Annotated in this window: 27 protein-coding genes and 1 pseudogene; 9 read left to right on the top strand and 19 right to left on the bottom strand. The window is 67.2% G+C overall.

Going from position 1 to position 24,929, the window contains the following annotated elements:
* The first annotated feature begins 28 nt into the window (after positions 1-28).
* Positions 29-427, top strand: a complete 399-nt coding sequence (locus DEJ17_RS11055; RefSeq protein ID WP_110893850.1) for an NUDIX domain-containing protein — start codon at positions 29-31, stop codon at positions 425-427.
* Between the two features lie 3 nt (positions 428-430).
* Here DEJ17_RS11055 and DEJ17_RS11050 read toward each other — a convergent pair whose 3' ends face one another.
* Both DEJ17_RS11050 and DEJ17_RS11045 read right to left on the bottom strand, forming a co-directional pair.
* On the bottom strand, positions 431-1,699 hold the full coding sequence (locus DEJ17_RS11050) for a Fic family protein (RefSeq protein WP_220033642.1): 1,269 nt from the start codon (positions 1,697-1,699) through the stop codon (positions 431-433).
* Positions 1,700-1,768: 69 nt separating this feature from the next.
* Positions 1,769-2,044 carry a hypothetical protein gene (locus tag DEJ17_RS11045; protein ID WP_110893848.1) on the bottom strand — a complete coding sequence of 92 codons (276 nt, stop codon included), beginning with the start codon at positions 2,042-2,044 and terminating at the stop codon, positions 1,769-1,771.
* Positions 2,045-2,143: 99 nt separating this feature from the next.
* On the opposite strand from DEJ17_RS11045, the gene DEJ17_RS11040 reads away from it, so the two are divergent.
* A complete protein-coding gene (locus DEJ17_RS11040; RefSeq protein ID WP_110893845.1) occupies positions 2,144-2,824 on the top strand; it encodes a DUF4232 domain-containing protein in 681 nt (226 codons plus the stop codon).
* A 38-nt stretch (positions 2,825-2,862) separates the two neighbouring features.
* Here DEJ17_RS11040 and DEJ17_RS11035 read toward each other — a convergent pair whose 3' ends face one another.
* A complete protein-coding gene (locus tag DEJ17_RS11035) occupies positions 2,863-3,291 on the bottom strand; it encodes a nuclear transport factor 2 family protein (protein WP_110893843.1) in 429 nt (142 codons plus the stop codon).
* A gap of 122 nt (positions 3,292-3,413) precedes the next feature.
* Here DEJ17_RS11035 and DEJ17_RS18080 point away from each other — a divergent pair, with 122 nt between their 5' ends.
* The gene (locus DEJ17_RS18080; RefSeq protein WP_110893841.1) at positions 3,414-4,007 is read left to right on the top strand and encodes a TetR/AcrR family transcriptional regulator; all 594 of its coding nucleotides are present in this window, start codon (positions 3,414-3,416) and stop codon (positions 4,005-4,007) included.
* Positions 4,004-4,423: a GNAT family N-acetyltransferase gene (locus DEJ17_RS11025; protein ID WP_110893839.1), complete on the top strand. Its 420-nt coding sequence runs from the start codon at positions 4,004-4,006 to the stop codon at positions 4,421-4,423. Before DEJ17_RS18080 ends, DEJ17_RS11025 begins: the two co-directional genes overlap by 4 nt.
* 170 nt (positions 4,424-4,593) lie before the next feature.
* On the opposite strand, the gene DEJ17_RS11020 is transcribed toward DEJ17_RS11025, so the two are convergent.
* Together DEJ17_RS11020 and DEJ17_RS11015 are read right to left on the bottom strand one after the other, a co-directional pair.
* A complete protein-coding gene (locus DEJ17_RS11020) occupies positions 4,594-5,532 on the bottom strand; it encodes a serine hydrolase (RefSeq protein ID WP_110893837.1) in 939 nt (312 codons plus the stop codon).
* Positions 5,532-7,496 carry a M13 family metallopeptidase gene (locus tag DEJ17_RS11015; RefSeq protein WP_110893890.1) on the bottom strand — a complete coding sequence of 655 codons (1,965 nt, stop codon included), beginning with the start codon at positions 7,494-7,496 and terminating at the stop codon, positions 5,532-5,534. Before DEJ17_RS11015 ends, DEJ17_RS11020 begins: the two co-directional genes overlap by 1 nt.
* Before the next feature lie 80 nt (positions 7,497-7,576).
* Between DEJ17_RS11015 and DEJ17_RS11010 the strand changes: the two genes are divergently transcribed.
* A complete protein-coding gene (locus DEJ17_RS11010; RefSeq protein WP_110893835.1) occupies positions 7,577-8,914 on the top strand; it encodes a uracil-xanthine permease family protein in 1,338 nt (445 codons plus the stop codon).
* A 247-nt stretch (positions 8,915-9,161) separates the two neighbouring features.
* On the opposite strand, the gene DEJ17_RS11005 is transcribed toward DEJ17_RS11010, so the two are convergent.
* Both DEJ17_RS11005 and DEJ17_RS11000 read right to left on the bottom strand, forming a co-directional pair.
* Positions 9,162-9,998, bottom strand: coding sequence for a hypothetical protein (locus DEJ17_RS11005; RefSeq protein WP_146239700.1), 837 nt, complete (start codon positions 9,996-9,998; stop codon positions 9,162-9,164).
* On the bottom strand, positions 9,995-10,348 hold the full coding sequence (locus DEJ17_RS11000) for a hypothetical protein (protein WP_146239699.1): 354 nt from the start codon (positions 10,346-10,348) through the stop codon (positions 9,995-9,997). The genes DEJ17_RS11005 and DEJ17_RS11000 overlap by 4 nt, the downstream gene beginning before the upstream one ends.
* Before the next feature lie 105 nt (positions 10,349-10,453).
* Between DEJ17_RS11000 and DEJ17_RS10995 the strand changes: the two genes are divergently transcribed.
* Positions 10,454-11,377 (top strand): hypothetical protein, encoded by a 924-nt coding sequence (locus DEJ17_RS10995; protein ID WP_110893830.1) that lies wholly within the window; start codon positions 10,454-10,456, stop codon positions 11,375-11,377.
* A gap of 131 nt (positions 11,378-11,508) precedes the next feature.
* Here the strand turns inward: DEJ17_RS10995 and DEJ17_RS10990 are convergent, their stop codons facing one another.
* The 6 genes from DEJ17_RS10990 to DEJ17_RS10965 all read right to left on the bottom strand — a co-directional run bounded on the left by DEJ17_RS10990 (position 11,509) and on the right by DEJ17_RS10965 (position 14,706).
* Positions 11,509-11,865, bottom strand: a complete 357-nt coding sequence (locus DEJ17_RS10990) for a hypothetical protein (protein WP_110893828.1) — start codon at positions 11,863-11,865, stop codon at positions 11,509-11,511.
* Positions 11,866-11,894: 29 nt separating this feature from the next.
* Positions 11,895-12,125: a glutaredoxin domain-containing protein gene (locus DEJ17_RS10985; protein WP_110893888.1), complete on the bottom strand. Its 231-nt coding sequence runs from the start codon at positions 12,123-12,125 to the stop codon at positions 11,895-11,897.
* 364 nt (positions 12,126-12,489) lie between these two features.
* Positions 12,490-13,341, bottom strand: coding sequence for a hypothetical protein (locus DEJ17_RS10980; protein ID WP_146239698.1), 852 nt, complete (start codon positions 13,339-13,341; stop codon positions 12,490-12,492).
* Positions 13,342-13,350: 9 nt separating this feature from the next.
* Positions 13,351-13,644: a hypothetical protein gene (locus DEJ17_RS10975; RefSeq protein ID WP_110893824.1), complete on the bottom strand. Its 294-nt coding sequence runs from the start codon at positions 13,642-13,644 to the stop codon at positions 13,351-13,353.
* The gene (locus DEJ17_RS10970; RefSeq protein WP_110893822.1) at positions 13,644-14,030 is read right to left on the bottom strand and encodes a hypothetical protein; all 387 of its coding nucleotides are present in this window, start codon (positions 14,028-14,030) and stop codon (positions 13,644-13,646) included. The genes DEJ17_RS10975 and DEJ17_RS10970 overlap by 1 nt, the downstream gene beginning before the upstream one ends.
* Positions 14,031-14,115: 85 nt before the next feature.
* Positions 14,116-14,706 (bottom strand): hypothetical protein, encoded by a 591-nt coding sequence (locus tag DEJ17_RS10965; protein ID WP_110893820.1) that lies wholly within the window; start codon positions 14,704-14,706, stop codon positions 14,116-14,118.
* Positions 14,707-14,866: 160 nt separating this feature from the next.
* On the opposite strand from DEJ17_RS10965, the gene DEJ17_RS10960 reads away from it, so the two are divergent.
* Positions 14,867-16,177, top strand: a complete 1,311-nt coding sequence (locus DEJ17_RS10960; protein WP_110893818.1) for an MATE family efflux transporter — start codon at positions 14,867-14,869, stop codon at positions 16,175-16,177.
* A gap of 68 nt (positions 16,178-16,245) precedes the next feature.
* On the top strand, positions 16,246-17,433 hold the full coding sequence (locus DEJ17_RS10955) for a lipopolysaccharide biosynthesis protein (RefSeq protein WP_110893817.1): 1,188 nt from the start codon (positions 16,246-16,248) through the stop codon (positions 17,431-17,433).
* A 95-nt stretch (positions 17,434-17,528) separates the two neighbouring features.
* Here the strand turns inward: DEJ17_RS10955 and DEJ17_RS10950 are convergent, their stop codons facing one another.
* From DEJ17_RS10950 to DEJ17_RS10930, 6 genes and pseudogenes are all read right to left on the bottom strand, one after another.
* Positions 17,529-18,344, bottom strand: a complete 816-nt coding sequence (locus DEJ17_RS10950) for a hypothetical protein (RefSeq protein ID WP_258366768.1) — start codon at positions 18,342-18,344, stop codon at positions 17,529-17,531.
* A 105-nt stretch (positions 18,345-18,449) separates the two neighbouring features.
* A pseudogene (locus DEJ17_RS18195) lies at positions 18,450-18,584 on the bottom strand (DUF4236 domain-containing protein); the annotation flags it as partial.
* 352 nt (positions 18,585-18,936) lie between these two features.
* The gene (locus tag DEJ17_RS18190; protein ID WP_110893813.1) at positions 18,937-19,158 is read right to left on the bottom strand and encodes a KTSC domain-containing protein; all 222 of its coding nucleotides are present in this window, start codon (positions 19,156-19,158) and stop codon (positions 18,937-18,939) included.
* Positions 19,155-20,918, bottom strand: a complete 1,764-nt coding sequence (locus tag DEJ17_RS10940) for an ATP-binding protein (protein WP_220033640.1) — start codon at positions 20,916-20,918, stop codon at positions 19,155-19,157. The genes DEJ17_RS18190 and DEJ17_RS10940 overlap by 4 nt, the downstream gene beginning before the upstream one ends.
* Complete coding sequence (locus DEJ17_RS10935; RefSeq protein ID WP_220033639.1) at positions 20,908-22,059, bottom strand: SIR2 family protein; 1,152 nt, start codon at positions 22,057-22,059, stop codon at positions 20,908-20,910. The genes DEJ17_RS10940 and DEJ17_RS10935 overlap by 11 nt, the downstream gene beginning before the upstream one ends.
* Before the next feature lie 312 nt (positions 22,060-22,371).
* The gene (locus DEJ17_RS10930) at positions 22,372-23,514 is read right to left on the bottom strand and encodes a substrate-binding domain-containing protein (protein ID WP_258366767.1); all 1,143 of its coding nucleotides are present in this window, start codon (positions 23,512-23,514) and stop codon (positions 22,372-22,374) included.
* Positions 23,515-23,629: 115 nt separating this feature from the next.
* Here DEJ17_RS10930 and DEJ17_RS10925 point away from each other — a divergent pair, with 115 nt between their 5' ends.
* A complete protein-coding gene (locus DEJ17_RS10925) occupies positions 23,630-24,928 on the top strand; it encodes an MFS transporter (RefSeq protein WP_110893807.1) in 1,299 nt (432 codons plus the stop codon).
* Position 24,929 lies beyond the last annotated feature (1 nt).

Below are 24,929 nucleotides of genomic sequence, written 5' to 3'. Positions count from 1 at the left end.
GACAGACTCGCAACCACCCACGCTGCGCGTGAGTGCGCTGCTGCTGGTGCGTGACCGACGCGTCCTGATGGTGCGCGCCCGGGCGCGCGACGTGCTCTACCTGCCCGGCGGCAAGGCGGAGCCGCACGAGACCGACGTCGAGGCCGCCGTGCGCGAGGCGTACGAGGAGACCGGCCTGCGGCTCACCGCCGACGACGTCGATCCGTTCGGCGTCGTGCTCGAGCCCGCCCATGGGCAGGCTCCCGGGACGATGGTCGCGATGACGCTGTTCCTGGTCCGGCCGGGAGGCCCGCTGGACTCCGCCACGCCCGTCGCCTCGGCCGAGGTGGACGAGGTCGAGTGGGTCACCTCGTCCGACGCGGACCGTTGCCCGCCCGCGGGCGTGGAGACGCTCCGCCGCCTGGTGGCGGCGGAGCTGATCGACTGACCGTCAGGCCCGGGGCGGAGCTGCCGGCACGTGCCTGGTCGGCGGCACGACGCCGGTGTCACCGGCCGGAGAGGCGAGACGGCGTTCCAGCAGTGCCAGCGCGCCGATCACGGCGTCTGCCTCGAAGACGCGGTTCCGCCGACCCGCCGATCGTTGTGTCAGGACTCCACGCTCGACGAGGACCCCCAGGGCCGTGTTCGCGGACTGCTCGCTCCGGCCCGTTGCGGCGGCGAACGTCTGCGCGGTGAGCACGGGCATGCGGGGCGCGAGTTCGAGCGCCGACCACGCAGCGGAGTCAGAGCGGACTCCGGCGAGCGCAGATCGCCAGGACTCCTTGATCCGGACGAGCTCGTGCTCGAACTGCGCCATCCGGTCCACGACCTCGGCCATCGCCTCGGCGAAGAGCCGGACGAACTGCCCAACGGCCCGCTGCGCCGGCTCCGATGCCGGCGGATCGGCGGACCGGAACCGCTGGAGCCCCGCTTCGTAGTCGACAGCACGGGTCGCCAGGACCAGGGACACCGGTGGAGACGACTCGACGGTCAGACCCCGTGACCGCAGGACAGCATGGATCAGTGCGCGTCCGATGCGACCGTTGCCGTCGGCGAACGGGTGGATCGTCTCGAACTGCGCATGTGCGATGGCGGCGATGGCGATCGTCGGCAGCGTGCTCGAGTTCACGAACGCCAACAGGTCGTCGAGGAGTCCCGGCACCCGCTCCGGCACAGGAGGGACGAACGCCGCTGCGGCAGGCGTCGGTCCACCGATCCAGTTCTGGACCGATCGGACCGCGCCTCCGACCTCGGGGGTCGTCGAGGCCTCCATCAGACGCCGGTGCGCCTCGAGGAGCAGGTCGAGGGTCACCGGGGAACCCGGACCGACCGACTCGGTGAGGAACGTCATGGCGTCGATGTTGCCGAGGACCTCGGTTGCGGTGTTCCACTGCCCGAGCGGGCTCCGTCCGCGCGCCTCTTCTTCGAGCAGCTTCCGCGGGGAGACCTCGAGGCCCTCGATCATCGACGACCCGACCGCTTCGGCTCGTAAGAGCATCCGGCCCAGTGCGTCTCCGCTGCCGAGCAGCGTGGATCTCGTCTCGGCTTCCGTCACCGCAGCGGTGGCCTCGAGCACGGCCGCTTGTTCGGCCGGTCCGAGATCGACCGTTCGGCCCTGCAGCGGATCCGGCAGGTAGGCATCGAAGACCATCGGCATCCGGAAGGCGCGTGTCGCAGCTGCCGGGTCGCCCATGCGTCGGATCGTCTCGTACGAAGCCATACATGGATCATCCCATGATCAAGGATGAGTGCCTATCCTTGATCATGGGATGCGTTCCGCTCAGGTTCGTCAGGCCTTGTCGGTGTCGGTGTACTCCCCGACCTCGCCGTTCTGGACCGGCTCGGCCTCTCCGGGGATGTCTGAGTCGACGTACTCGCCGTCGGGTCCGGCACCGTCCGGACGCGTCTCGCCGGGGATGTCGCTCGAGACGAACTCGCCGACGGGCTCCGTCGACTCGACGTGCTCCTCGCCCGGGATCTCGCTGTCCGTGAAGGCTCCGGCCCGGGGCTCGACCCCGTCCGCGCGACCCTCGTCGCCTCGTGCCTGTTCGTGCTTGCCCGTCATGTCCGACCTCCGCTGCTCGGGTTGCTTGCCTCGGAGTGTGCCCGTGGTCCCTGGACGCCGACCGAACCGGATGCGGCGTTCGGTGGTTGCCTGTGCACCATGCAACGCAGCAGCCGATCGAAGTTCCTGCTCGTCGTGACCGGGCTCGTCGCCGTCGGGACACTGGCGGGGTGCGCCTCGGACGGGCAGCCCGCCGCCACCGAGACGGTCACGGCGCCCGCGCCGTCTCCGTCCACGTCGGCGTCCACGCCGCAGTCGTCCGAGGAGTCCACCTCGGCGGCACCGTCGTCCGGGTCCGGGTCGTCCGCCGGATCCGGTGCCACCGGCGAGGCTGCCGGTGACCGGTGCGCGGTGTCGTCACTCGCCGGACGCATCGAAGCCGGCAGCGGTGGTGCCGCCGGCAGCGTCATCGTGCACCTGGTGCTCGAGAACACCGGGTCGACGACCTGCACCGTGCAGGGGTGGCCCGGCGTCTCGTTCGTCGGGGGCGGCACCGGCAAGCAGATCGGAGCGGCGGCCGTCGCGGAGAAGAGTTCGCCGCACCCGACCGTCACACTCGCACCCGGCAAGACCGCCGTGGCACCGCTCAAGATCGTCCGGGCCGAGAACTACTCGGCGGGCGACTGCTCGCCCAAGACCCCGGACGGCTTCCGGGTGTACCCGCCCGGGTCGAAGCAGTCCCTGTTCGTGAAGGACACGGACTACCAGGCGTGTGCGTCGGCCGATGCCTCACTGCTGTCCGTGCAGGCGTTCGTGCCGGAAGGGCAGGCGACCTCGTAGCCGCCAGCCGATCGTCGCTGCCGGGGGCGGGGTCGCTCTCAGGCACCGCCTGCGGCCGTCGGGAGGGCGATGAGACGCCGTGCGATCCGCCACCCACCGGTCTCCCGGCGCACGACATCGTGGTTCACGACGGCGTTCACCGACCCGTCCGCCATCAGCATGAGGCCCTTCGAGTCGACCGCCACCTCGTTGCCCACCACTTCGTCGCTCGCCACCTCGTCGCCGGCCTCTTGCTCGGCGATGACGACGTTGGTCACGAGGTGGGCGATCGGGCCGTGCGCGCCCATCTGCCGGGCCGCTTCTCGCGCACCGTCGATGCCTTCGATCACCGGCATCCCGAGGGCCCGCATGTCGTAGACGACATCGGCTGTGAACACCGAGCCGATCTCGTCCAGTCGGCCGTCGTCGAAGACGTGGCCCACCAGGCTCAACATCTCGGAGATGGCGATGTGGTCGTGCGTGTTCATGGCTCGTCCTTCGCTCATGCGGCCCAGTCGGACCGTCAGCTCGATGGTACTCAGTACCGCACGGGACGTAATACCTTCTAGGTGTGGGTTCCGAAGAGGACGCTGTGCGGTACGTTGCCTGGATGGCAGGACCTCTTCCCCTCGTCGAGCGCAAGCAACACGCGGCTCGGCAACGCATCATGCGCGCGGCGACGGACCTGTTCGCCGAGCGTGGCTTCGACAGTGTCTCGGTGGCGGACATCGCCGACCGGGCCGAGGTCGGTCGGACGACCTTCTTCCGACACTTCAGCGACAAGCAGGAGGTCGTCTTCGCCAGGGAGCAAGCGCTGTTCGACGCACTGACCCGCGAGAACCTCGGGTCCGTTCCCGCTGACCACCGATCGGCGAGCGACGCCGTGCGGGCGTTGCAGCCACTCGTCCTGCAGATGTCCGCGCACATCGTCGAGGACGCCGAGGAGTACCGCCGGCACGAGCGACTGGTCGAGAGCAGCATCGTCCTCCGGGGCCGCAGCGCCACCAAGGCCCAGCTGATCGCGGAGCGTCTCGTCGCGCTCCTGGTGGAAGCCGGATGGGACGAGGGGGTCGCGGTCTTTGCCGGGCAGATCGCGCTCGCGTGCACGGCGACAGGACGAGCGACCGCACCGCGGCCCGAGGACTTGGTGGAGGCCACGCGCACCGCGTTCGAGCAGGCCCTGCGACTCGGCGCGGCGCAGTGACCACCACGATCAGCGACGAACGACCGGGTACCGACGAGCTCGTGGCGCTGTACGAGGCCGTCGGCTGGACCGCGTACACGCAGGACCCCGCAGCCCTGACCGCTGCGATCTCCGGCTCCCACACTGTGCTGACAGCCCGCGACGACGCCGGACAGCTGCTCGGCCTGGTCCGGGTGGTCTCCGACGGGGTGACGATCGCGTACGTGCAGGACGTCCTCGTCCTGCCGTCCGCACACCGGTCGGGCGTCGGCGGCGCACTCCTCGACACCGTCCTGCAGCGGTACGCCGGCGTTCGCCAGACGGTCCTGCTCACCGACGCAGAGGCGGGACTGCGGGCGTTCTACGAGTCGCGCGGGTTCGTCGAAGTGCACGACGTCGAACCGCAGCCGCTGCGCTCCTTCGTGCTCCTTCGCTGAGCACGGATGGGTCCCGCGACCGATTCCGTGCGGCACGACGGCGTTCCTGGACTCGGACGCATGGGGGGCTCGCGCACGGACACGCTCCCCCGAGTCTCGGCCCCGCGGACGGTTTCGCCGTCGCTGCGCCCGCGATCTGTCCGCCGGACCGAGACTCGGCACGAGCGCCCTCAGCGACGAGCCGGGGCGTGCACGGCCTCGAGCACCTCGGTCCCCATGGTCCGCAGCGCCTCGACCACGGCCAACCGCCGCTGCAACGATGCGTCGTCGAACGTGACCGTCACGGCGTAGCTGACGGACGACCCGGGGCCCCGCAGGATCCCCGCCTCGGCCCGCACGCCCGTGCTCGACCCGGTGACCGCCACGACCTGCAACCCGTGGTCGAGTGCCCGGTGCGCCAGCGGATCGAGGCCGAACGAGCCGGCGACCAGGTTCAGGTCACTCGCCAGCGACAGCCAGCCGAGCACCCGGTTCGACACGGCTTCGTCGACGACCTCGCCGAGCGCCAGCCCGCGCATCACCCACGACAGCTCCCCGGTCGGTGCGACGGAGGCGTCGGGGGCGTCGTCCGGCCCGCGGCGGTCCCGCACCCGGTCGATCAACGCCGTGCGCTCGATGCCCAGCGACTCCGCACGCTCACGCACGGCGTCGATGCCCACCGTCGTCAGCAGCGCGTTCATGGCCCAGGCGTCGGCGGTGGCCCCGACCAGTGTCGCCAGGTCGGGCACCTGCATCGTCGGCTCCTGCAGGAACTGCCACAGGCCGGCGCCGGTCGCGGTGTCGCGGGCCATGCGCTGCAGACGGTCACCGTGCAGGCGGCCGTCCTCGAGCTGGGCGGCGACCTCGATGAGCAGCAGGACACGGCCCAGGCTCGCGACCGGCTGCACCAGGGTGTCGTCGATCGCGAGCAGGGCCTTGCCGCTCGAGGTGTCGATCACCGAGGCGCTGACCCCGGCACCCTCGAGCGCCAGGGCACCGAGCGCCTCGGTGGTGGCGGTGAAGCGGTCGTCGGACCGGCCGCTGTGCCGCCCACGACCGCGGCCGCCACCTGCTGGGCGGTCGTCCGGTCGCCGGCGGCGCGACGACCGGGCCGCGTCCGGCTCCGTCATCACCAGATGGCGACGCGCTCGGCCGGGTCGAGGTACATCGCGTCCTGCTCGGTCACGCCGAACGTGTCGTACCAGACGTCGATGTTCCGCACGACCTGGTTGCAGCGGAACTCGTTGGGCGAGTGCGGGTCGATGCTGAGCAGTCGAGCCGCCTCCTCCGGGCGGATCGCCATGCGCCAGGCCTGTGCCCAGCTCAGGAAGAAGCGCTCGGCACCGGTCAGTCCGTCGACGACCGGGGGTTCCTGGCCGTCGAGCGAGAGCAGGTACGCCTTCCACGCGATCGACAGGCCACCGAGGTCACCGATGTTCTCGCCGATCGTCAGGGCGCCGTTCACGTGGCCGTCGGGCACCTCGGTCGGCACCAGGGCGTCGTACTGGGCGATGAGGGCCTTCGTGCGCTCCTCGAACGCGGCACGGTCTGCCTCGGTCCACCAGTTCTCGAGCTTGCCGTCGCCGTCGTACTGCGAGCCCTGGTCGTCGAAGCCGTGCCCGATCTCGTGGCCGATCACGGCCCCGATCGCACCGTAGTTCGCGGCGGCGTCGCGGCTCGCGTCGAAGAACGGGAACTGCAGGATCGCCGCGGGGAACACGATCTCGTTGAAACCCGGGTTGTAGTACGCGTTGATCGTCTGCGGGGTCATGAACCACTCGTCACGGTCGATCGGCTTGCCGATCTTGCCGAGCTCGCGGTCGACCTGGAACGAGGCGGTGGCGCGGACGTTGGCGACCAGGTCGTCGGCACGGACGGGCAGCGCCGAGTAGTCGCGCCACTTCACCGGGTACCCGATCTTCGGCGTGAACTTGTCGAGCTTGTCGAGCGCACGGGCACGGGTCTCGTCGGTCATCCAGTCGAGCCCCGTGATGCTCTGTCGGTACGCCTCGACCAGGTTGGCGACGAGGTCGTCCATCTCGGCCTTCGAGGTCTCGTCGAAGTGCTCCTGCACGTAGATGCGGCCGACGGCCTCGCCCATCGCGCCCTCGACCAGCGAGACGCCGCGCTTCCAGCGCTCGCGCTGCTTCGGCGCTCCGGTCAGTGCGGTGCCGTAGAACGAGAAGTTCGTGGCCGAGAACGCGCTCGTCAGGTACGCGGCGGAGCCACGGATGACCTGCCAGCGCAGCCAGTCCTTCCAAACCTCGAGCGGCTGGTCGTTCAGCAGGTCGGCCAGGCCGGTGATGAACGAGGGCTCACGGACCACGACGGTCTCGAACGCGCCGGCCGGGGCGTCGATGGCCTGCCACCAGATCTGCAGGTCGACGCCCTTCGCGAGCGCCGCGACCTCGGCCCAGGGCAGCTTGTTGTAGGTCTTCTGGCTGTCACGCGTGGTGACGTTGTCCCAGTGCTGTGCGGCGAGCGCCGTCTCGAGCGCGATGACGTGCTCGGTGCGGGCGCCGCCGTCGTCGAGGCCGGCGAGCGGGAACATCGCCGCGACGAACTCGCGGTACTTCTCGCGGATGTCGGCGAAGCGCTCTTCGCGGTAGTACGACTCGTCGGGCAGCCCGAGGCCGGACTGCTCCAGGAACACGACGTAGGACTCGGGGTCGCCCGGGTCGTTGTCGACGAAGAGCTGCAGGAAGCTCGGCAGGCCGAGGCGTTCGAAGCGGCCGACGGCGGCGATGACCTCGCGCACGGACTGGATCTCGGTGATCTCGGCGAGCAGGTGCTCGATCGGGGCGGTGCCGAGCTCCTCGAGCCGCGCTTCGTCGGTGAACGAGGTGAAGAGGTCACCGACCTTCCGCTCCTCGGTGCCGGGGGCGGCCTGCTGCGAGCGCTCGATGATGTCGCGCACGGCGATCTCGGCGGCTTCGGCCAGCACCGTGAAGGAGCCGTACCGGGCCTTGTCGTCGGGGATCGGCGTCGCCTCGATCCAGGTCCCGTTCACGTGGCGGTACAGGTCGTCCTGGGGGCGCACCGCGGGGTCGAGTTCGTCAGTGTGGATGCCGGAGGCACGTGCGACGTCGGTCATGTCGTCCACGATAGCCACCGTCCCCATGGGCAGGCCGATCCGGGTCGTCACCGGCACACGGCTGCCGGTACGGTCATCGCATGGGACTTCCGTGGAAGCTGCACGGGGACGGCAAGACCGTCTCCGCGACGACGATCGTGACGCCGGACGAACGACTCACCTGGCCCCGGACGATCGGCCTCGGCGTGCAGCACGTCGTCGCGATGTTCGGCGCCACGTTCCTGGTGCCGCTGATCACCGGGTTCCCGCCGTCGACGACGCTGCTGTTCAGCGGCATCGGCACGATCCTGTTCCTGCTCATCACGGGCAACCGCCTGCCGAGCTACCTCGGTTCGTCGTTCGCGTTCATCGCCCCGATCGGCGCGGCCACGAAGATCGGCGGAATCCCGCTCGCCCTGTCCGGCATCATCGTCGTCGGCGCGCTGCTCGCGATCGTCGGCCTCGTCGTGCACCTGGCCGGCGCCGGCTGGATCGACCGCCTGATGCCCCCGGTGGTCTCCGGCGCGATCGTCGCGCTGATCGGCTTCAACCTGGCACCAGCCGCCCGCGACAACTTCACGGCGTCCCCGGTCATCGCACTCATCACCCTCGCGGCGATCATCCTGGTCACCGTCCTGTTCAAGGGCCTGATCGGCCGGCTGTCGATCGTCATCGGTGTGCTCGTCGGCTACATCGCGGCGCTCATCGGCGGCCGGGTGGACTTCTCGAAGGTCGACGCAGCACCGTGGATCGGTCTGCCGGACTTCACCGCTCCCGCCTTCGACCCGTCGCAGCTCGCGATCTACCTGGCGTTCGTGCCGGTCGTCCTGGCGCTGGTCGCCGAGAACGTCGGGCACGTCAAGGGCGTCGGACAGCTGACCGGCCGTGACCTCACGCCGCTCACCGGTCGCGCGCTCTTCGCCGACGGCATCTCGACCGTGCTCGCGGGCGTCGGCGGCGGTTCCGCCACCACCACCTACGGCGAGAACATCGGCGTGATGGCCGCCACCCGCGTCTTCTCCACCGCCGCCTACTGGGTCGCCGCCATCGCCGCCGTCCTGCTCGGCCTGTCGCCGAAGATCGGCGTGGTCATCTCCTCGGTGCCGGCCGGCGTGCTCGGCGGCGCCACCACCGCGCTCTACGGCCTGATCGGCGTCATCGGCATCCGGATCTGGGTCGAGAACCGCGTCGACTTCTCGAAGCCGAAGAACCAGCTGACCGCCGGCATCGCCCTGATCATCGGCATCGCGGACTTCACGTTCCGCTTCGGCCAGGCGAGCTTCGGCGGCATCATCGTCGGCACCATCGCCGCGATCGTCGTCTACCACCTGATGGACGTCATCGGCCGGGCCCGCGGCACCGACGAGCCCTCCCCCGAGGTCGCCGAACCCGCACACGCCGCCACCGGCGCCGTCCCCGCGGGACCGCGCGCCGACTGACGCGAGTGGTCGGCCGGAACGCGCGTCCGGCCTGACGACGTGGGACCACCGGACTGGAGGCCCGTGGCGGCGCCGCCACGGGCCTCCAGTCCGTCACCCCGCGGGACTCGATCACGACACGAAGCGCCGCTGGAACAACGACACAGAGCGAAGCTGCTCACAACCCGGCGTGTCGGCCTGATCGACCTACCTGCTAGGAAACGATCGTTTCTGGACGCTGCACCGGCGGCCAATAGGACGGCACTTGTCACTCCTTGATACGACGCCTGCCAGGGAAACGGCGATTGAAGGCCTCTTGGTAACGCGCCAAGTCTTCCTCCGTTCGACCAAGCTCAACTGGACGAAGACGAGGTATGTCAGCGCCGGCGTGCAAGACGTCCGTATAGAAGCGAAGATAATCGGACAGTTTCTCACGAGAAGCGATATGGGAGAGTGCCCAGATCAGAACGCCGGAAATCAACGTCGTAATTAACACTGCCACCGCCAAAGGCCACGAAAGGAACTCGACGATCTCCTTGACGTTGAGAAGCACGCCGAGAATGACCGCGAGGAAGAAGGCAGCGGAGACCAAGTAAGCCGGGAACGCGAGTAATCGAGCGAGTGCGCGCGCTTCATTGTCGCCAAGTCGCCGGTAGACGTAGACAACCCGGGCCGCCGCGCGACCGGACCACGAACGCACTAGAGCGGCGTACGTCACGAAACCGTAGATGGCTAGAAGCCCTTGCCCCGGGCCTAACAGGATGGGTTCGACCTCGTCTTTCTCAGCGAGGGCGTGCAGCTCACCGGCCGAGCCAAACAGTATCCAAAGCACTGGAGCCAGCATGAGAGCGAGCCCGGCCTCATACCACGTCAGAGTCGGATAGCGGGTAGCTGCGACGAGGCGGTAGGAACGATCGGTGACGCTCTCCTGGAGGTCGTCTTTTACGTCGCCATCGAGCTCGGCCACGAGTTTGACGTCTGTAGTGAGATCGCTACGAAGTCGTCGCGCGGTCGAACCGAATGCTGTGTAAAAGGTCGCGATCAGCCCTAAAACCGAAACAGCAATAGCTACGACGCCTTGCCAATCCGAAGGTAATAGGTTCATAGCCCTTCCTCCCATGCGCGGCTCACTATGGCGGTGATCCGACCGACAAGGTCGCCCGGGTAGTCCAACACCGCGGGAACGGTGTCTCTCAAGCGCCGGCCAACGTCGCTCTTGGAAGCACCCAAAGCGTCCGCGATCTCGCGAACCGTCAGCCCGGCATCCTGCAACCCGGCAACCGCCTGATCCATGACAAGCTGCGCCGCGATCGAGGCCGTCGCCTCGTGCGCTCTCGCTGCGCCCAGCGCCTGCTTCGCCGCCTCGATGTCACGTCCGATCCCGAAATGGGTTCCTTCCGGGCTCCTGGCCTGGTCCAGCCCTACGGCCTTCATCCTCATGCTCGCTTGTCCCACGAGTGGGACGCTACATTAGTCCCAGCCGTGGGACAACGGGAGCTGGGTGCGCAGTCGGCCTCCGCGCCGGTGTCGTAACCGCGATCGAGAATCGAGGATGAGCGCATGGACGAACGTGCGGAGGGCGCCGAGCGCACGAGGTTCTCCGAGGCTTTTAGGGCGGCGATCAGGCCCCACGGGACTGTGCAGATGATCGCGGCGCTCAGTCTCGGCGGGCTCGGGTTACTGGCCGTCGTGGCGGGTCAGTGGCCAGCCGGGCTCTCTGCGCTTGATCGTGGTGGATCTGCTCTCTCGTTCGCTGGGTCGGGATCCCCAGAGGAGAAGACCCTCATCAGGACGTTGGCCCTCGCAGCGTGGGCCGTTGGTACCTTGCTCCTCGCGCGGTGGAGTCCGCTGCGGACCTCGTTCGGTGCGCGCCTCCCCCACGGTCACCGCCCCTGGCTGATGCTGGTGCGGCTTTCGACGTTGTACGTGGTGGCCATACTGCTGTCGAAGTACGTGCTCTCGTGGGTGACGTCCTCGAGCTCGTCGTCCGTGTCAACGTCGTACGCCGGTTATTCGTTGTCGGAACGGCTGGTGTCGAGCGTGTGGGCGTCGACCTGGGAAGAGACGTTCGACGTCGCCGTCCCGATCGGATTCGCGTGCGTCATATGGTGGGCGGTGCGCTCACTCCTGGCGCCGTTCGGCACGCTCGTTGGTCCTCCGCTGCGGATCCCGGCGTGGTGTCTCCTGGCTGCCGGGTTAGGGCTAGTGACGCGGTTCTTCGATCACCTGTACCAGGGCGTCGACTCTGCGATAGCCGTCGTCGCGGTTGGTCTCGTGGCCGTGGGGCTCTTCGCGTGGGGTCGGTCGGTCCTGCCGCTGATCGTCGGACACTTCGTCTACGACGTCGCGGTGGCAGCGCGGCCGGTGCTGCCCTCGGGCCAGCTGGCCGGGGCCGTGCTCGACTGGGTTGTCCTCGTGCTGGTGCTGGCACTGACGTGGGTTTCAGCACTCCTGGCCAGCTGGGCCGCGAAGCGCGGACAGTGAAGCACCCCCGGTCGGGAGAGAGTCGACCGGGGTGCTGGCTGGTGCGCAGGCAGTCACGGCTGGCGACCAGGCCTCCGATCTCAGATGCGCCAGTCCGGCGGGAGCTGTTCTTCCTCGTCCGCCCAGTAGTTTCACTGCAACAGGCGGGTCCGTGCACCCTGGTACGGGCCCTTGTTGGCGTGGATGGCACAGTCGTGGTTGTCGTGGTCGTATGCGGCCCGGTAGTAGCGGTCCGCGTCATAGTCGGCACCGTTGTAGGCGTTCCACGCGGCGTCCACCTCGGACTGCCGGGACTCCCACCCCCAGCGCTGTCCCTGTCGGAAGATTGCCCACTCTCGATCGGTGAACTCCCCCATTGGGATCTCACGGACCACCGCCGGCGGCGCTGCGAGCTCGTCGTAGTCCGCCGGCCCCGTGAACGCGTCGACCGGTGCCGCGGCTGACCGTGCCCACTCCCACCGTCGTGGGTTCGGCGTGGTGTCGGTCATAATCCTCGTGTCCTCGGTGAGCGGTCGGGTCAGGCGGCCAGGGCAATGATCTTGTCCGGACGGAAGCCGGCCCACTCGTCGGTGTCGGTGACGACGATGGGGGCATGCATGAGCCCACGCGCCTTGAAGCTCTCCACGACGTCGACGGGCTGTGTGGTGAGGTCGATGACCTCGTAGCGGACGCCCTTGGTGTCGAGTGCCCGGTACGTCGCTGTGCACTGCACACACGACGGCTTGCTATAAACGATGACGTTGCTCATGATGCTCAGACCCCTCACGATCAACTTCTCTTCTGAACCGTTTCCGGCTAAGGGGACCGAGTGCGAGCGGGAGCGGGAGCGACGGCGACCAGGGACCGTGGAATACCGGACTGAGCGCGGCGAGGGAGGATATGTCGCGAAAGCCCTGGTCACCGAGGTGGAGCGAGTTACGATCGACCCGCCGGAAACGGTCGAAGGACCAGACCAGAACCGGCCGGGTGGTGGCTCCCCCACCGGTCGACCTCCGTGGCGACCGGTGCCGCTTGGCTGTTGCTGTCATCGCGCTATCCCCCCGGTTTCACTGCGCCAGCACGCCGAAAGCACAGCGATAGCGAACTGCTATCGCTCAGATAACACTCTCGCGTCATGCACTCGGTAGCTTGTCGTCGCCGTGGTTCCGGAGGACGTTCTCGACGGCTTGTTTACCGATGAGCGTCGTTCTGATGGTCTTGAGTGAGCGTGTGAACCCGTCAACCGCGGCCACCAGCCCGACCACTTCCTCGCGATACTTGCCCTTCATCCCGACCAATGCCAAGACCTTCCGAAGCTCACTGGCTCTTTCGACGCCCCGAACAGTCTCAGCCGACACGAAGCCCATCGCGTACAGCCGCTGAAACAGAAGGACCGGATCCTTCGGACGTCGCGGTGCGTCCGCGTCCTCTTTGAGCGTCGACGTGACACGCTCGGTCTCTTCTTCAAGGCGGTGCCAGGCGACCGTCAGGAGCCGCTGCGGGTCGTTCTGCGCACGCTCGAGGCCGCGAAGGAACGACGACCAGACGGCTCGATCCCCCGGGACGCTCTTCAAGCCTTGACGGAACGACGACCACGCGGCGGAATCACGCTGCAAATCGACGTCCCGGCTCTCGAAAGGAGTCTCCTTCGCCTCGCGATCGCCGTCCGCTCTGGAAGGGTTCACTTGCCCGTTCCGAGCAGGTGCCTCCGATCCCGCTACCCTCGCGTCCACGCCCTCGGACGCATCCACCTCTGCCTGCTCGGCGACGTCGATCGTGTCAGAAACGAGTTTCGAGAATACGGACTTGATACCTGCCGGCCCCTCGAAAGCCTCAAGCCTATTCAGCAATGCAGTCAGGGGGTTCTTGAACAGAAGGGCGAGGGCGACGACGACGGTTGGCCAGGCAAGTGCCTTCGCGAACGCGAGAACGATCTTGAGCACCTGCTCGATGGACATGGTTGATGCCCAGTCCCAGAAGTTCAACCCAGATCCTTAGCGCGTCGCATCGTACGAGTCGACGCCGCGGCGAATGAGCAGCAGCATTGTCTTCTGGAAGCTGCGATCCTCGGCCGCCGCGATCCGCTGGATTGCGCACGGCAAGTCCTCGTCAGCCCACCGCACGAGCGAGGTCGACGGCACATCTCCGGACGACGTGGCCCGCGGCGGTGCCGCGGGGACGGGTGCTGCCGGCGCTTCGTCCTCGGGCGGCGTGGCGCCTGCCCCGAAGGCGGCGATCGCCGCCTCAGGCTCGGCGTCGGTCTGGGGGGTGCGCTTCTTGATTGCCATTACGCGACTACCTCTCCTGCGAGTTCCTGGATTTCGGCGCGGGCCTTGGGATTGGTCCACTCCACGACGGAGAGCCCTTCTCCGATGACGTCGCGATACGCCTTGAGCTCGTAGACCACCGTTTCCAGCGGCGCGATGAGCAAGTAGTCCGCCAGGTACTCCCCCGCGTCGGTTCGCTCGCTGCCGTTCGGGTCCGTCGGGGCCCGCGTGATGAGGCCCCGGACGCGAAGCTCGGGATTGAGGTCGTGCACGACGACGCTTGCCGCCTCAGTTGGGCCGCCGTCGCGGAGTTTTCGGAGGCATGCGAGCAGAGCCCGCTGACCCCATTCCTCGGCACAAGACGCCTCGAGCTCTGCGATCAGCTCAGCGTGTCGAACGCTCTCCATGTGGCGAACGTATCAAGCGAATCGTCCGACGACGGACCTGGCCTCGATCGGTACGGCGATGCTTCCGAAAGGTGCGCCGACGGAATCAGGCGTCCGCCCAAACTGGACGGTTCAAGAGCCAAGGATGCCCCTCTGGGAGTCCCACGCGATCGCCGAAGGCGAGGTCTTCGAACCGCGCGGGCAACATGACCGGCACAGCAGCGGTCGGCTGGGCGAGCAGGTCCCACCGGGCTTCGTACCCGCTCCACACGCTGATGTGCACGCGAGACTTGTCGACACCCGCGTTCCGGGTTCCCGGAACCGCGTCGGGGTCCGTTCGCCAATCTTCATGTGCGATGAAGGCTGCAGCCGCAACGTGGTCTCGGGGAACGATGAACGAGCGGGGCGCCGAGACGTAGTCGGACTGTTCCGGCAGGCTCACGAAGACGAACCACTCTCGATCCGAGCGCGCCGTCTGCTGCGAGTTCAAGCCGAGTGGGTAGTTCACATTGGAGGCTGCTCGAGCCGCTTTGACCTGCACCTCGATCGCGGGGCGCGAAAGGTCCTCGGTGTGCACGGCGAGGATGTCCGTCCGCGCGAGACCATCGCGCGTCAGCGCGGCACCCCAACCCTGCCGAGCGAGCATCGAACACACCCAGTGTTCCCCAGCGGACTTCGTCATCTTGTTGTCGGCCATCAGCGCTTCCCTTCGATGTGGATGGGCCTATCGACAACGCACGGCGGCATGTTAGGGATTCTCACTTTCCAAGCGCCTCGGGATCGGGCCGGGCCCACGAAACGCGCGCACTCGGCATCGCCGACAGAATGGGTCGGTGCACCGACCGACGCGACCCGCTGTGACCGCTGAGCGGCGCGCGGTCGACCGCGACATCGTGCGGCTGGCGGTGCCCGCGCTCGGAGCGCTCGTGGTCGAGCCGCTGTTCCTGCTGACCGACACCGCGCTCGTCGGGCACCTCGGGGCGACGCCGCTGGCGGCCGTCGGGCTCGCGAGTGCCGTGCTGTCGACGGTGACCGGGCTGCTGGTGTTCCTGGCGTACTCGACGACCCCTGCCGTGGCGCGTGCGCTCGGCGGTGGCGACCGTCGCGGCGCCGTGCACGCCGGCATCGACGGGATGTGGCTCGCGCTCGTGCTGGGGGTGGTGCTGGCGCTGGTCGGGTGGCCGCTCGCCGGACCGCTCGTCGACCTGTTCGGTGCCTCAGCCGAGGTGTCGGCGGCAGCGACCGCGTACCTGACCATCTCGCTGATCGGGCTGCCCGGCATCCTGGTCGTGACCGCCTCGACCGGGCTGCTGCGTGGGCTGCAGGACACGAAGACCCCGCTCGTCGTCGCGACCATCGGCTTCGTCGCGAACGGGCTGCTCAACGCCGTCCTGATCTACGGCGCCGGCTGGGGCGTCGAGGGATCCGCCGCCGGCACCGTCATCGTGCAGTGGGCGATGGCCGTCGTCTACGTGCGCATCGCGGTGCGCGCAGCTCGGTCATCGGGGGCGCCGCTGCGACCCGGCGCCTCGGGCGTCGCACGGGCGCTGCGGTCGGGCGCCTGGCTGTTCCTGCGGACCGCGTCGCTGCGGATCGCGATGCTCGCGACCGTCGGGGCCGCTGCCGGACTGGGGACCACCGGGCTGGCGACGACGCAGGTCGGGCTGACCGTGTTCTCGACGCTGGCGTTCGCGCTCGACGCCCTGGCGATCGCCGGGCAGGCGCTCGTCGGGCACGGACTCGGCGGACGTGACCCGGAGCGGGTGCGACTGGTGACACGACGGCTCGTGCTGCTCGGGATCGCCGGTGGCGTGCTGCTCGGGGTGCTGACGCTGGCCGTGAGCGGGGTGCTCGGGCCGGTGTTCTCGGACTCGCAGGCGGTGCGGGACGCCCTGCCCGTCGTGCTGGTGCTCATCGCCGTCGGGATGCCCGTCGCGGGGTACGTCTTCGTGCTCGACGGGGTGCTGATCGGCGCCGGGGACGCGCGGTACCTGGCCATCGCCGGCGGTGTGAACCTCGTCCTGTACCTGCCGCTGCTCTGGTGGGTCGGCGGGACGCTCGCGGGGTTGTGGGCCGCGTTCGCCCTCGGGTACATCGGGGTCCGGGCGGTGACGCTCGGGGTGCGGGCGCACCGGCGCGGCTGGGTGGAACAGGCGTTGGCGCGGTGAGCGAACCTTCTGCTGCTGGGCCCGCTTCGTCTGCCGGGCCTGCTGCTCCTGCGGCGCCTTCTTCGTCGGTGGCTTCGTCGGCCGTGCTCGCCACGGTCGGCATCGGGGTGCAGGGCGTCGCGAAGCTGCTCGTGACCGTCGTCGTCGGTCGGGTGTTCGGCACCGAGACCCTCGGGCAGACCACGGCACTGCTGTCGCTCTCGGTGTTCGTCGCCCTGCTCTGGCCGAACGCCGCCGGCAACACCGCGTCACGGTTCCTCGCCATCGCGCTGCGGGGCCGGCGCTCGGACGCCGCGGTGAACCGGCTGCTCGGGGTGTCGATGCTGGTCTCGAGCGTGGTGCTCGCGGCGGTCACCGTGCCGATCGCGCTGGCCTGGGGGAACGGCCCCGGCATGGTGCTCGGCGGTGCCGCGGTCGTCGTCGGTTACGGCCTCTACTGCTACGCCCGAGGCGCGCAGCTCGGCTACGACCGGGCACCCCGGGTGGCGCTGTGGGACTCCGTGACGAGCGTGCTGGCGCTCGGGCTGCTCGTGGTGGCGTGCGTCGCCCGCCTCGAGCCGTTCGTGCTGCTGCCCCTGGCCATCGGGTACACGGTGTTCGCGATCGCGTGCTGGCCGCGGGGCAACGGCTTCACGTCTGCTCCACGCGATCCCGCTGCTGGGGTGCTCGGATTCGCAGCGTGGAACGTGCTGGCGGTGGTGACCTCGAACGGGTTGCTGCAGTTGACGATGATCTCGGCGCAGGTGACGTCGTCGGCGCACGACGCCGGTGTCTACGCCGCCGCCTTCACCCTGGCGACGCCGGCGTCGATGCTCGGGCAGGCGCTGGGGCAGGTGCTCGTGCCGGCGTTCGCGCACCGGACCGATGGCGGATCGCTGCGCTCCCGCGGGGCGCTGCTGCTCGTCGTCGGGTTCGCTGCTGCTTCCGCCGTCGTCTTCGGCCTGGTCGCACTGCTCGCCAGGTGGTTCCTGCCGATCGTCTACCCCGCCGAGGGTGCCGCTGCCGTCGCGGACCTGCGGTACCTGATGGTCGCCGTGTGGGTGTTCACCGTCGGACTCGTGCCAGCGGCGTTGTTGCTCGCCGCCGGACGATCACGTCAGGTCGCACTGGCCTCGGTCGCCGGGTTCGTCGTCGGCGCTGGGCTCATGGCGGTGTTCGGACCCATCGCAGGTGTCGCGGGCGGCACCACGGGGTTCTTGGTGGGGAGTGCGGTGAACCTGGTTGCGGTGGTGGGGCTTGGAGTGCGGCGACGCTGAGGGTCGTTCACAACACCCGCTGCAACCCACGACACCCGGCCATCAGCTACGCCGAACTGGCACAGTTGTGTCATCGCAGCAGCAAGCTACTCGCGTCAACGAGGCGCGGTCCCGAGGAGTGAGCCAGCTTCATCGAGGGCGGAAACACGTGAGGACTGCACGCTCCAGAACAAGCCTTGGGCGGTGCTGATGTCGAGCTGTCCGTATTGCACGACGGGAAGAGTGGGATTGTTCTTGAAGCGCCGGTCAGGGCCGCCCTTGACGTTGACGTACTGCCAGGTCTCGCCGATCAGCTGGGTGTCTTTCGGCACTTGTCCGGGTTGTTCAACGAAGCGGGTCGCTGAGCGCCGGACTGTCAGGTGCCGGTAGCCGACGTCCGAATAGCGCTTGCCGGAACCCACGAGGAGCCGATCCGGCAGAAAGTAGAGCACCTCTTTACCCGCCCGGACGGTCGGGATGTCGATATTCGTTGACAGGTACTTCGGCTGCTGGATCCTTGCCTCGGCGGTGACTCTTTGGACGATGGACCCGACGCCGGCGTTGACCTTGTGCTGGTACGTGGTCTGGACCTGGCCTGACCGGACGGTTCGCCATAGCTTGTCGCTGCTCGACGTCGCATCCCACGAGGTCACAAAACGGTCGAACCAAAGAGCTGCGCTGCCCTCGAGGTCGTAGAAGAGGACGACGTTCTTCCGCAGTCCGTCACGGAGGAAGAGCCACCAGCAGCCGGGGATAGCGAGAGCCCAGACGATGAGACCCCACGGCATGAGTGCCGCCCCGATCACGAAGGCGGCGATCGCAGCAATCCAGCCCCAGCGGGGTCGTCGCGCAGCCTCGTTGAGCTGCTGCACGATGTCGTCACCCCCAGTGGGTCGGAGTTCGAGAGCGGATAGCCCGCTGGTGTCGTCCATGAGGACTTCAACTGGGTTCAACGGCGCAGATGGGACTGGGGGCGCCTCGACTCTCGAGCTACTCCGCGCGGGGTTGGATGACAGGTACATCGCTCCACTGGAACCAACCCGTACGTAGTTCCCCCGGGGCCCTGCACCAACTCGGAGCCCAGGCAGTCCCGCACTGACGCCGATGCCTGCCTTTGACAGGTTGAACCGCAGCGGCCCAGCCTTTACGCTCGTGCGGATCGAGATCCCCATGTGCCCCTCCCTAGGGTCACCCTCATGATCCATTGTCGAGAGGCCTCAGGGACACAATTCGGTACCGACTAGCCCTGATCTGGGGGCAAAATCGCCGGCGTAAGCGGTCCGCGGGCGTCCGCCGAGACCGCGGCATCCATCGCCAAACCGACGCCGGTCACATGAAGTTCCCTTCCACTTCAGGAATCGGTAGGAGCGACAAGCACGCTTGCGGATCGCCCGCCGCTAGCTCAGTCCCATGTCAGCCCGACTGCCGAGCGACTTACCGTTACCCAGACAGCTTCTGGCGCAGCTGTCGCTTCGCGCGAAATCACTGATTGGGTGAGTTTGAAAACCTTTCCGGAGACTCTATTCAAGCAAAGCGACCGTTCGGTTTACTATTCAAAACCTGGTGGATGAATTGACCACGGGATTGACCATCTGCCGTAAACTGCTCCCAAACATCCGGCGGGCATGCAGAGTACCACCATTGGACACCACCCTTCGGAAATTCTACGTAGATCGTCTCTGTGTCGGGGTCGTATGCTTCGGCAACAATCCTAACGGATTCTACTGGGCGCCAGTCCAAAGTCATTTTACTTCCTCTTCGTAGATGCCGCGCCACTTAGCTAGGGCGCTACTTACATTTCGATTTCTCGAATTTTCTCGCCACGGCGCGAGAGATGGGTCTTCCGCGAGAGGCAACGGGTTCGGGCGGTCTAGAACAGCCCTGGTCGGCAATACGAGCGCTTCACCACTTATAACTGCCTCGCCTGTTCTCAACGACGGCAGGGTCTCCGCGAGCCCGGCCACACTGTCCGGTAGCGCCGTGCGGATCCTGCCTTGGTCGGCGCTATTACTCAGACGAAGGGCGATGATCGTTCCGCATTGCGCTAAGGCCGTATCGGGCAGATCCGATGGACGTTGCGTTACTAGCATAAGTCCGACGCCGTACTTGCGACCCTCGCGGGCAATTCGATTCGCGGCATTTCGCGCAATCGGCGCAGCGGTGTCGCCAAGATATCGGTGAGCCTCTTCCAGAACGATAAGAACCGGGCTGGGGCGACCAATGCCGTCATTGCCATTTGTGGTACGTATAGCCACATCGAAGAGCAACTTCAGAATGACGCCGATAGCCAGTTCGGCGGCCGCATCAGGTACCCCGCTGAAGTCAAGAACCGAGACAGGCTGCTTCCCTCCGATCCAAGAGTCGATGGCGCCGACGAGTGGGTCCGGACCTCCGATTGACCCTGCTGGCTCCAACATGAATTCGAGGCGAGGGTCGAGTAACCCGAGGCGAAGAAGTTCAGGTGTACTCCCGTGCCAACCATACGAGGGCCCCTGCATCGGAGGAGCTCCCGCGGGTCCGTTTGGCGTGTAGACGGCCGCGGTAAGCGTCCTTGCGTCCCCGGCCACTTCCAAACAGACTGAACCGGGATCGCTCTTCGTTCGACGCGTTTCTCGATTCTCGGAGTCTAGTTGCAACCAGACCTCACGAATATCGAATGGCACGGGCGTGTCTGCCGTGATTGCCTGCGGATCAAGACTCAACCAAGTTGCCGCGTTGGCAAAATCGCGGCGTGCCTCCGCTACTAGCGTCGCCCATGCTTTTTGGGTTGTCGGACCCGCATTTGATCCAACAAAAGCTCGCAAGATGTCTTCAGCGGGCAGCGCCCAAAATGGGACGTGTAAGCGGTCTTCTGGTTTCCCGAGGACAGACTTTACCGACGCATGGCCGGCCAGCGCGTGGGAATATTCCCCATGACTGTCGATCACTACGATGTTTGCGGCCGGCCATTGCCCGTTCGTGAAGTTCTGGAGAAGTGAAGCGACCGCACTCGTCTTACCTGACCCCGTGGAACCCACGACGGCAGAGTGTCGAACGACGAGCTTGTCGACATCAAGGGCGATGGGTACCGTATCGGCAGCAGAGAGACGTCCGATTCTGATATGCGTCTTCGACGAATCAGGGTAAACCGATGCGAGCTCCTCGCTTCGGGCGAAGTGGACGGGATCATCGAGACCTGGATAAGAACCGACTCCGCGCCGAAACTGTTTCGTGCCCCTGTCCACCTCGCCGAGTAGCTGTACCTGCAGCCACCTCTCGCCTGCGGGCGAATGTTCGCGAGGGCCAGTGCCTGCGGTCAGTTCGGATATGCCGACCAGGGTGACCGTCGCAATAAGATCAACCAATCCCTGTGGCAGGCGAACAAGGGAACCGATTTGTCCTATTTGCTGAAGCTGCCCTCTGTAAATAGGGGCAATTCCAGCAAGCCCGGGGTCTAATTCGACAGTAACTTGAGAACCTAGGACATGCCTCACGCGGCCGACATACGTTGCATCCTTAACGGCCACTTGATGCTCCGACCGATTGGGCTGCACTATCGTAGCTAGAGGCCGAGGAACTACGCGAAAGATAGCTCGCCAGATTGGTGAAATCTCCAAGACCACAGGTAGTTCCGTCCCAGATGTCCGGCGGCAACGTCACTCCTTCATCGGGGCCTTCCCAGGGGGCACGAAGTCCGCCGATAATGGCTTCGCCTTGGGTGATCACCTGTAGGTTCGGCGTCTGCTCAGCCTTTTCTGCAAGGTTCGCAGGGATGTCTGAATAGCAAAACACTACTATCTCCGAACGTGGTCGACGTGCGGCAGCTTCAAAGAGAAGCTCGTTGAGGTGGTCGTCGGCCCACGAGTAGCCTGACACTAGAAAAAGGGTCTCCGGCTCGTGGAGGGCACGTCGAAGTCGGTCCTGAAGAACGACAAACGGCATACGCCGGGATTCCTCATACTTGGCATCCGAAGGGAAAATTGCTGCAATCTCATCCTCAGGAACGGTAGTCCCCAATCGTAGAACCTCGCCGGCAGGGCGACCGTCGTCCCAAGACCAGTTCACCGAACCATGAAGTTTCCACAACCGAGCAAAAAAGGGCGGCAATAGAGTGCCTAAGTCTGAGGACGACGCCTCAACCATGTCGGTGCGGAATCTGGCCCTCCAGGTGCCGACGAAGCCATCAAAGTATGGAACACCCTCGGCCTCAAGAGCCGCCTCCAATACGCAGTCGTAATTCACCGTGAAAATCTCGACCGGGCGCGAGTAGTCAGCACGTGCAACCCAAGCCGCTAGCTTCTGTGCAGGCACTGTCTGAGTATCTGCCGCTGAAAGTTCTCTGATGATGAGTTTGCAAACTTCAACATCAAGGTCCCTCGCCTGACTCTTGGTCAACCCGTCTACGATGTCGTCTCCCTCGACGACAGCTTGAATTCGCCGGAGCCGACTCAACGCTTGCTCGAGATTACGGGACGTCGTCATCCGCGTGAACGTTGTACGCTGCTCATCCTTCAGCCCAGCAATGATTTTCTCCGTGAGCAGAGCGACATCTGGTAAGCCACATGCTTTGGACGTACCGGCTCCGAAGAATGTACAGACATGTCGGGACCGAGTGGCGAGCTTCGCGCTCAGCCCGCCGGCGAAGCTAGCGATGTTGTGGGAGAGCATGAACTGAAGGTAATCGATTCTCAAGTTTCCCGCGCGAGGAGTTTGAGTGACCCTCTGACTGCGAAGCCCCCCGGAGCCGGCGATGTTGCTAGCGGCCTTGTAGGGCGCCGCCGACGGGCCGCGGGGCGCTCCGTTGCGAGACACCTTCCGTCGAGGAAGCGGGGGCAACGTGGCGTGGTTCTTGGCTATGCCCGGGCGTCACATCCGCGCTGAGACGGAGACCTGTCGTTCTGGAGTCCGCCAAGCGCTTCCACGGCAGGACCTTGCAAGGGGGTAGACCTGATGCCACACGAAGCCGGCGCGGTGCTTGCGTTAGCCGTCGCTCGGAGCCGCCGGCGGCCCCGTCGTGTCCCCCACCCGCAACTCCGAGGTGAACGACGCCGGCTGCGGCTCCGCCCCCTCGAGCATGGCCAGGGCGGCACGGGCTGCGGCTTGGCCCTTCTGGACGAACGGCTGCACCAGAGTGGTCAGGTGCCGGATCGGGGTGCGGTGGAGCAAGCTGTCGTCCACGGTGATGCCGTCGAAGCCGACGACACTGACGTCCTCGGGCACACGGAGTCCGGCGTCAAGCGCTGCCGAGATGACCCCGACGGCGATCAGGTCGCTCTGCGCGATGACGGCGGTGGGGCGGGGGCCGTCCGGTGCGAAGAGTTCCGTGCCGGCGAGACGCCCCTCTTCGACCGAGCTGCCAGCGGTCTCGATCGCGATGGCGTCCGGGTAGACCTGACACACACCACGCAGACGTTCGAGCGTGGTGAAGGCGATGCCCTCGGCCTGCCTGGCTCCGTCGATCGGGCCACGGCGGCGTGCGGCGTCGAGGGGCAGGGTGACGACGGTGACGTCCCGGTGGCCGAGCCCCTGCAGGTACTCCGCAGCACGGCGTGAGGCATCCCGGTTGTCGAGCTGGACGGGGACAGCGCCCTCGATCTCGTCCGCCTCGATCGCGACGACGGGGATCTGCCGACGCCGCAGCACGGCGACGGCGGGGTCGATCCGGACGTTGCACCCGACGAGCACGACGGCGTCCATCGGGGCGTCGACCAGCGGGCCGGCGCCCTGCTCGTCGTCGAGGGGACTGCGCACCAGCAGCAGGGAGACGCCGGCAGCACCGGCGACCTCGGCGATGCCGTCGAGCGTCAGGACGTTGACCGGGTCACGGAAGGCATCGCTCAAGCGCTCGTCCATCACAACGCCGATGACGCCGGAACGACCGCGGCGCAGCGAACGGGCACGGGGATCGGGGCCGCCGTAACCCAGGTCGGCGGCGGCGGCGAGCACGCGGGCCTTGGCGTCCTCGGACACCGGGCCGAGACCGCTGAAGGCGAGTGAGGCCGTCGACGGCGCGACCCCGGCGGCACGGGCGACCGCGGCCAGCGTCGGGCGCGACGGACGTGCGGCACCGTCGCGGGAGGGCTTCATCCGCGACGCGCCGGGTTCTGTTGCCGGTTCGACCATCGCCCGTTAGCGTAGCCGGAACAAGCAGTCGAATCGATTCGACAGCCGTGAGACCAGCACCGACACGCACCAGAACGCGCAGCACCACGCGCGCCGCAGCACGATGGGAACCACCATGACGACGCCGTCCACCCGCACCGTCCCGACCACCAAGGCCTGGATCATCGCGGTGTTCGTGGTGTTCACCCTGTCCGGGCTCGACATCGCGACGTGGCTGGGCCGGATCCCGAGCGTCCGCGACTCCCTCGGCGCGAGCACGTTCGAGATGGGTCTGCTCGTGCTCGGCATGGCCGTCGGCTCGATCGGCGGTCTGACCTTCGCCGGGCACATCGTCGCCAAGCTCGGTGCCCGCCGGGGCGTGCAGGTGGCTGCGGCGTGCCTGGCGGTCGGGATGATCTTCGCCGGGGTGGCGGTCACGCTCGGGTGGGGCTTCGCCGCCATCTGGATCGCGCTCATCGCGTTCGGCTTCGGCAACGGCCTGTGCGACGTGTCGATGAACGTCTCCGGCGCCGCCGCCGAGAAGGCCGGCGGGCGCACCATCATGCCGCTGTTCCACGCCGCGTTCAGCCTCGGCACGCTGGCCGGTGCGGGCCTCGGCGCCCTGGCCGAGAAGCTCGAGATCCCGGTTTCGTGGCACTTCATCGTGCTCGTCGTCATCACGAGCGCCGCCATGCTCGTCGCCGTCACGAAGTTCCAGGACGAGCACCGCTTCGAGCAGCCGGTGTCGACCGACACCAGCCCGGTCGCGACCCCGCTCACCCGCTGGCAGGTCTGGGCACAGCCCTCCACGCTGCTCATCGGCGTGATCGTGCTCGGCATGGCGCTGGCCGAGGGGTCCGCGAACGACTGGCTGCCCCTCGCGATGATCGACGGCCACGGGCTCGACAACGCCGGCGGTGCTGCCGTTCTGACGGTCTTCCTGGCCGCGATGACCGCCGGCCGCGTCGCCGGTAGCCCGCTCATCGACAAGTTCGGCCGCGTGCCGATCCTGCGCATCAGTGCCGCCGTCGCGGTGGTCGGCCTCGGCATGCTCATCTTCATCGACAACGTGCCGCTCGCGATCGTCGGCGTCGTGCTCTGGGGCCTCGGTGCCAGCCTCGGCTTCCCGATGGGCATGTCCGCCGCGGCCGACGACCCCCGCACCGCGGCCGCCAAGGTCAGCGCCGTCGCGACGATCGGCTACGTGGCGTTCCTGGCAGGGCCGCCCCTGATCGGCTTCCTCGGGGAGCACATCGGGCTGCTCGGTGCGCTGCTGATCGTCTTCGTGTTCATCATCGCGGCCGGCCTGGCCTCGGGTGCGGCACGCGAGACCGGCGCCGCCGCCCGGCCCGCCCGCGGGACCGACAAGAGCACGACCGAGCACGAGCACGACACCGCGACCAGCGAGACCGAGCAGGCCAGCGATCGCAGCTGAC

The organism is Curtobacterium sp. MCSS17_011, assembly GCF_003224275.1.
Lineage (GTDB): Bacteria > Actinomycetota > Actinomycetes > Actinomycetales > Microbacteriaceae > Curtobacterium.
This window is presented reverse-complemented; position numbering and strand designations above follow the sequence as displayed.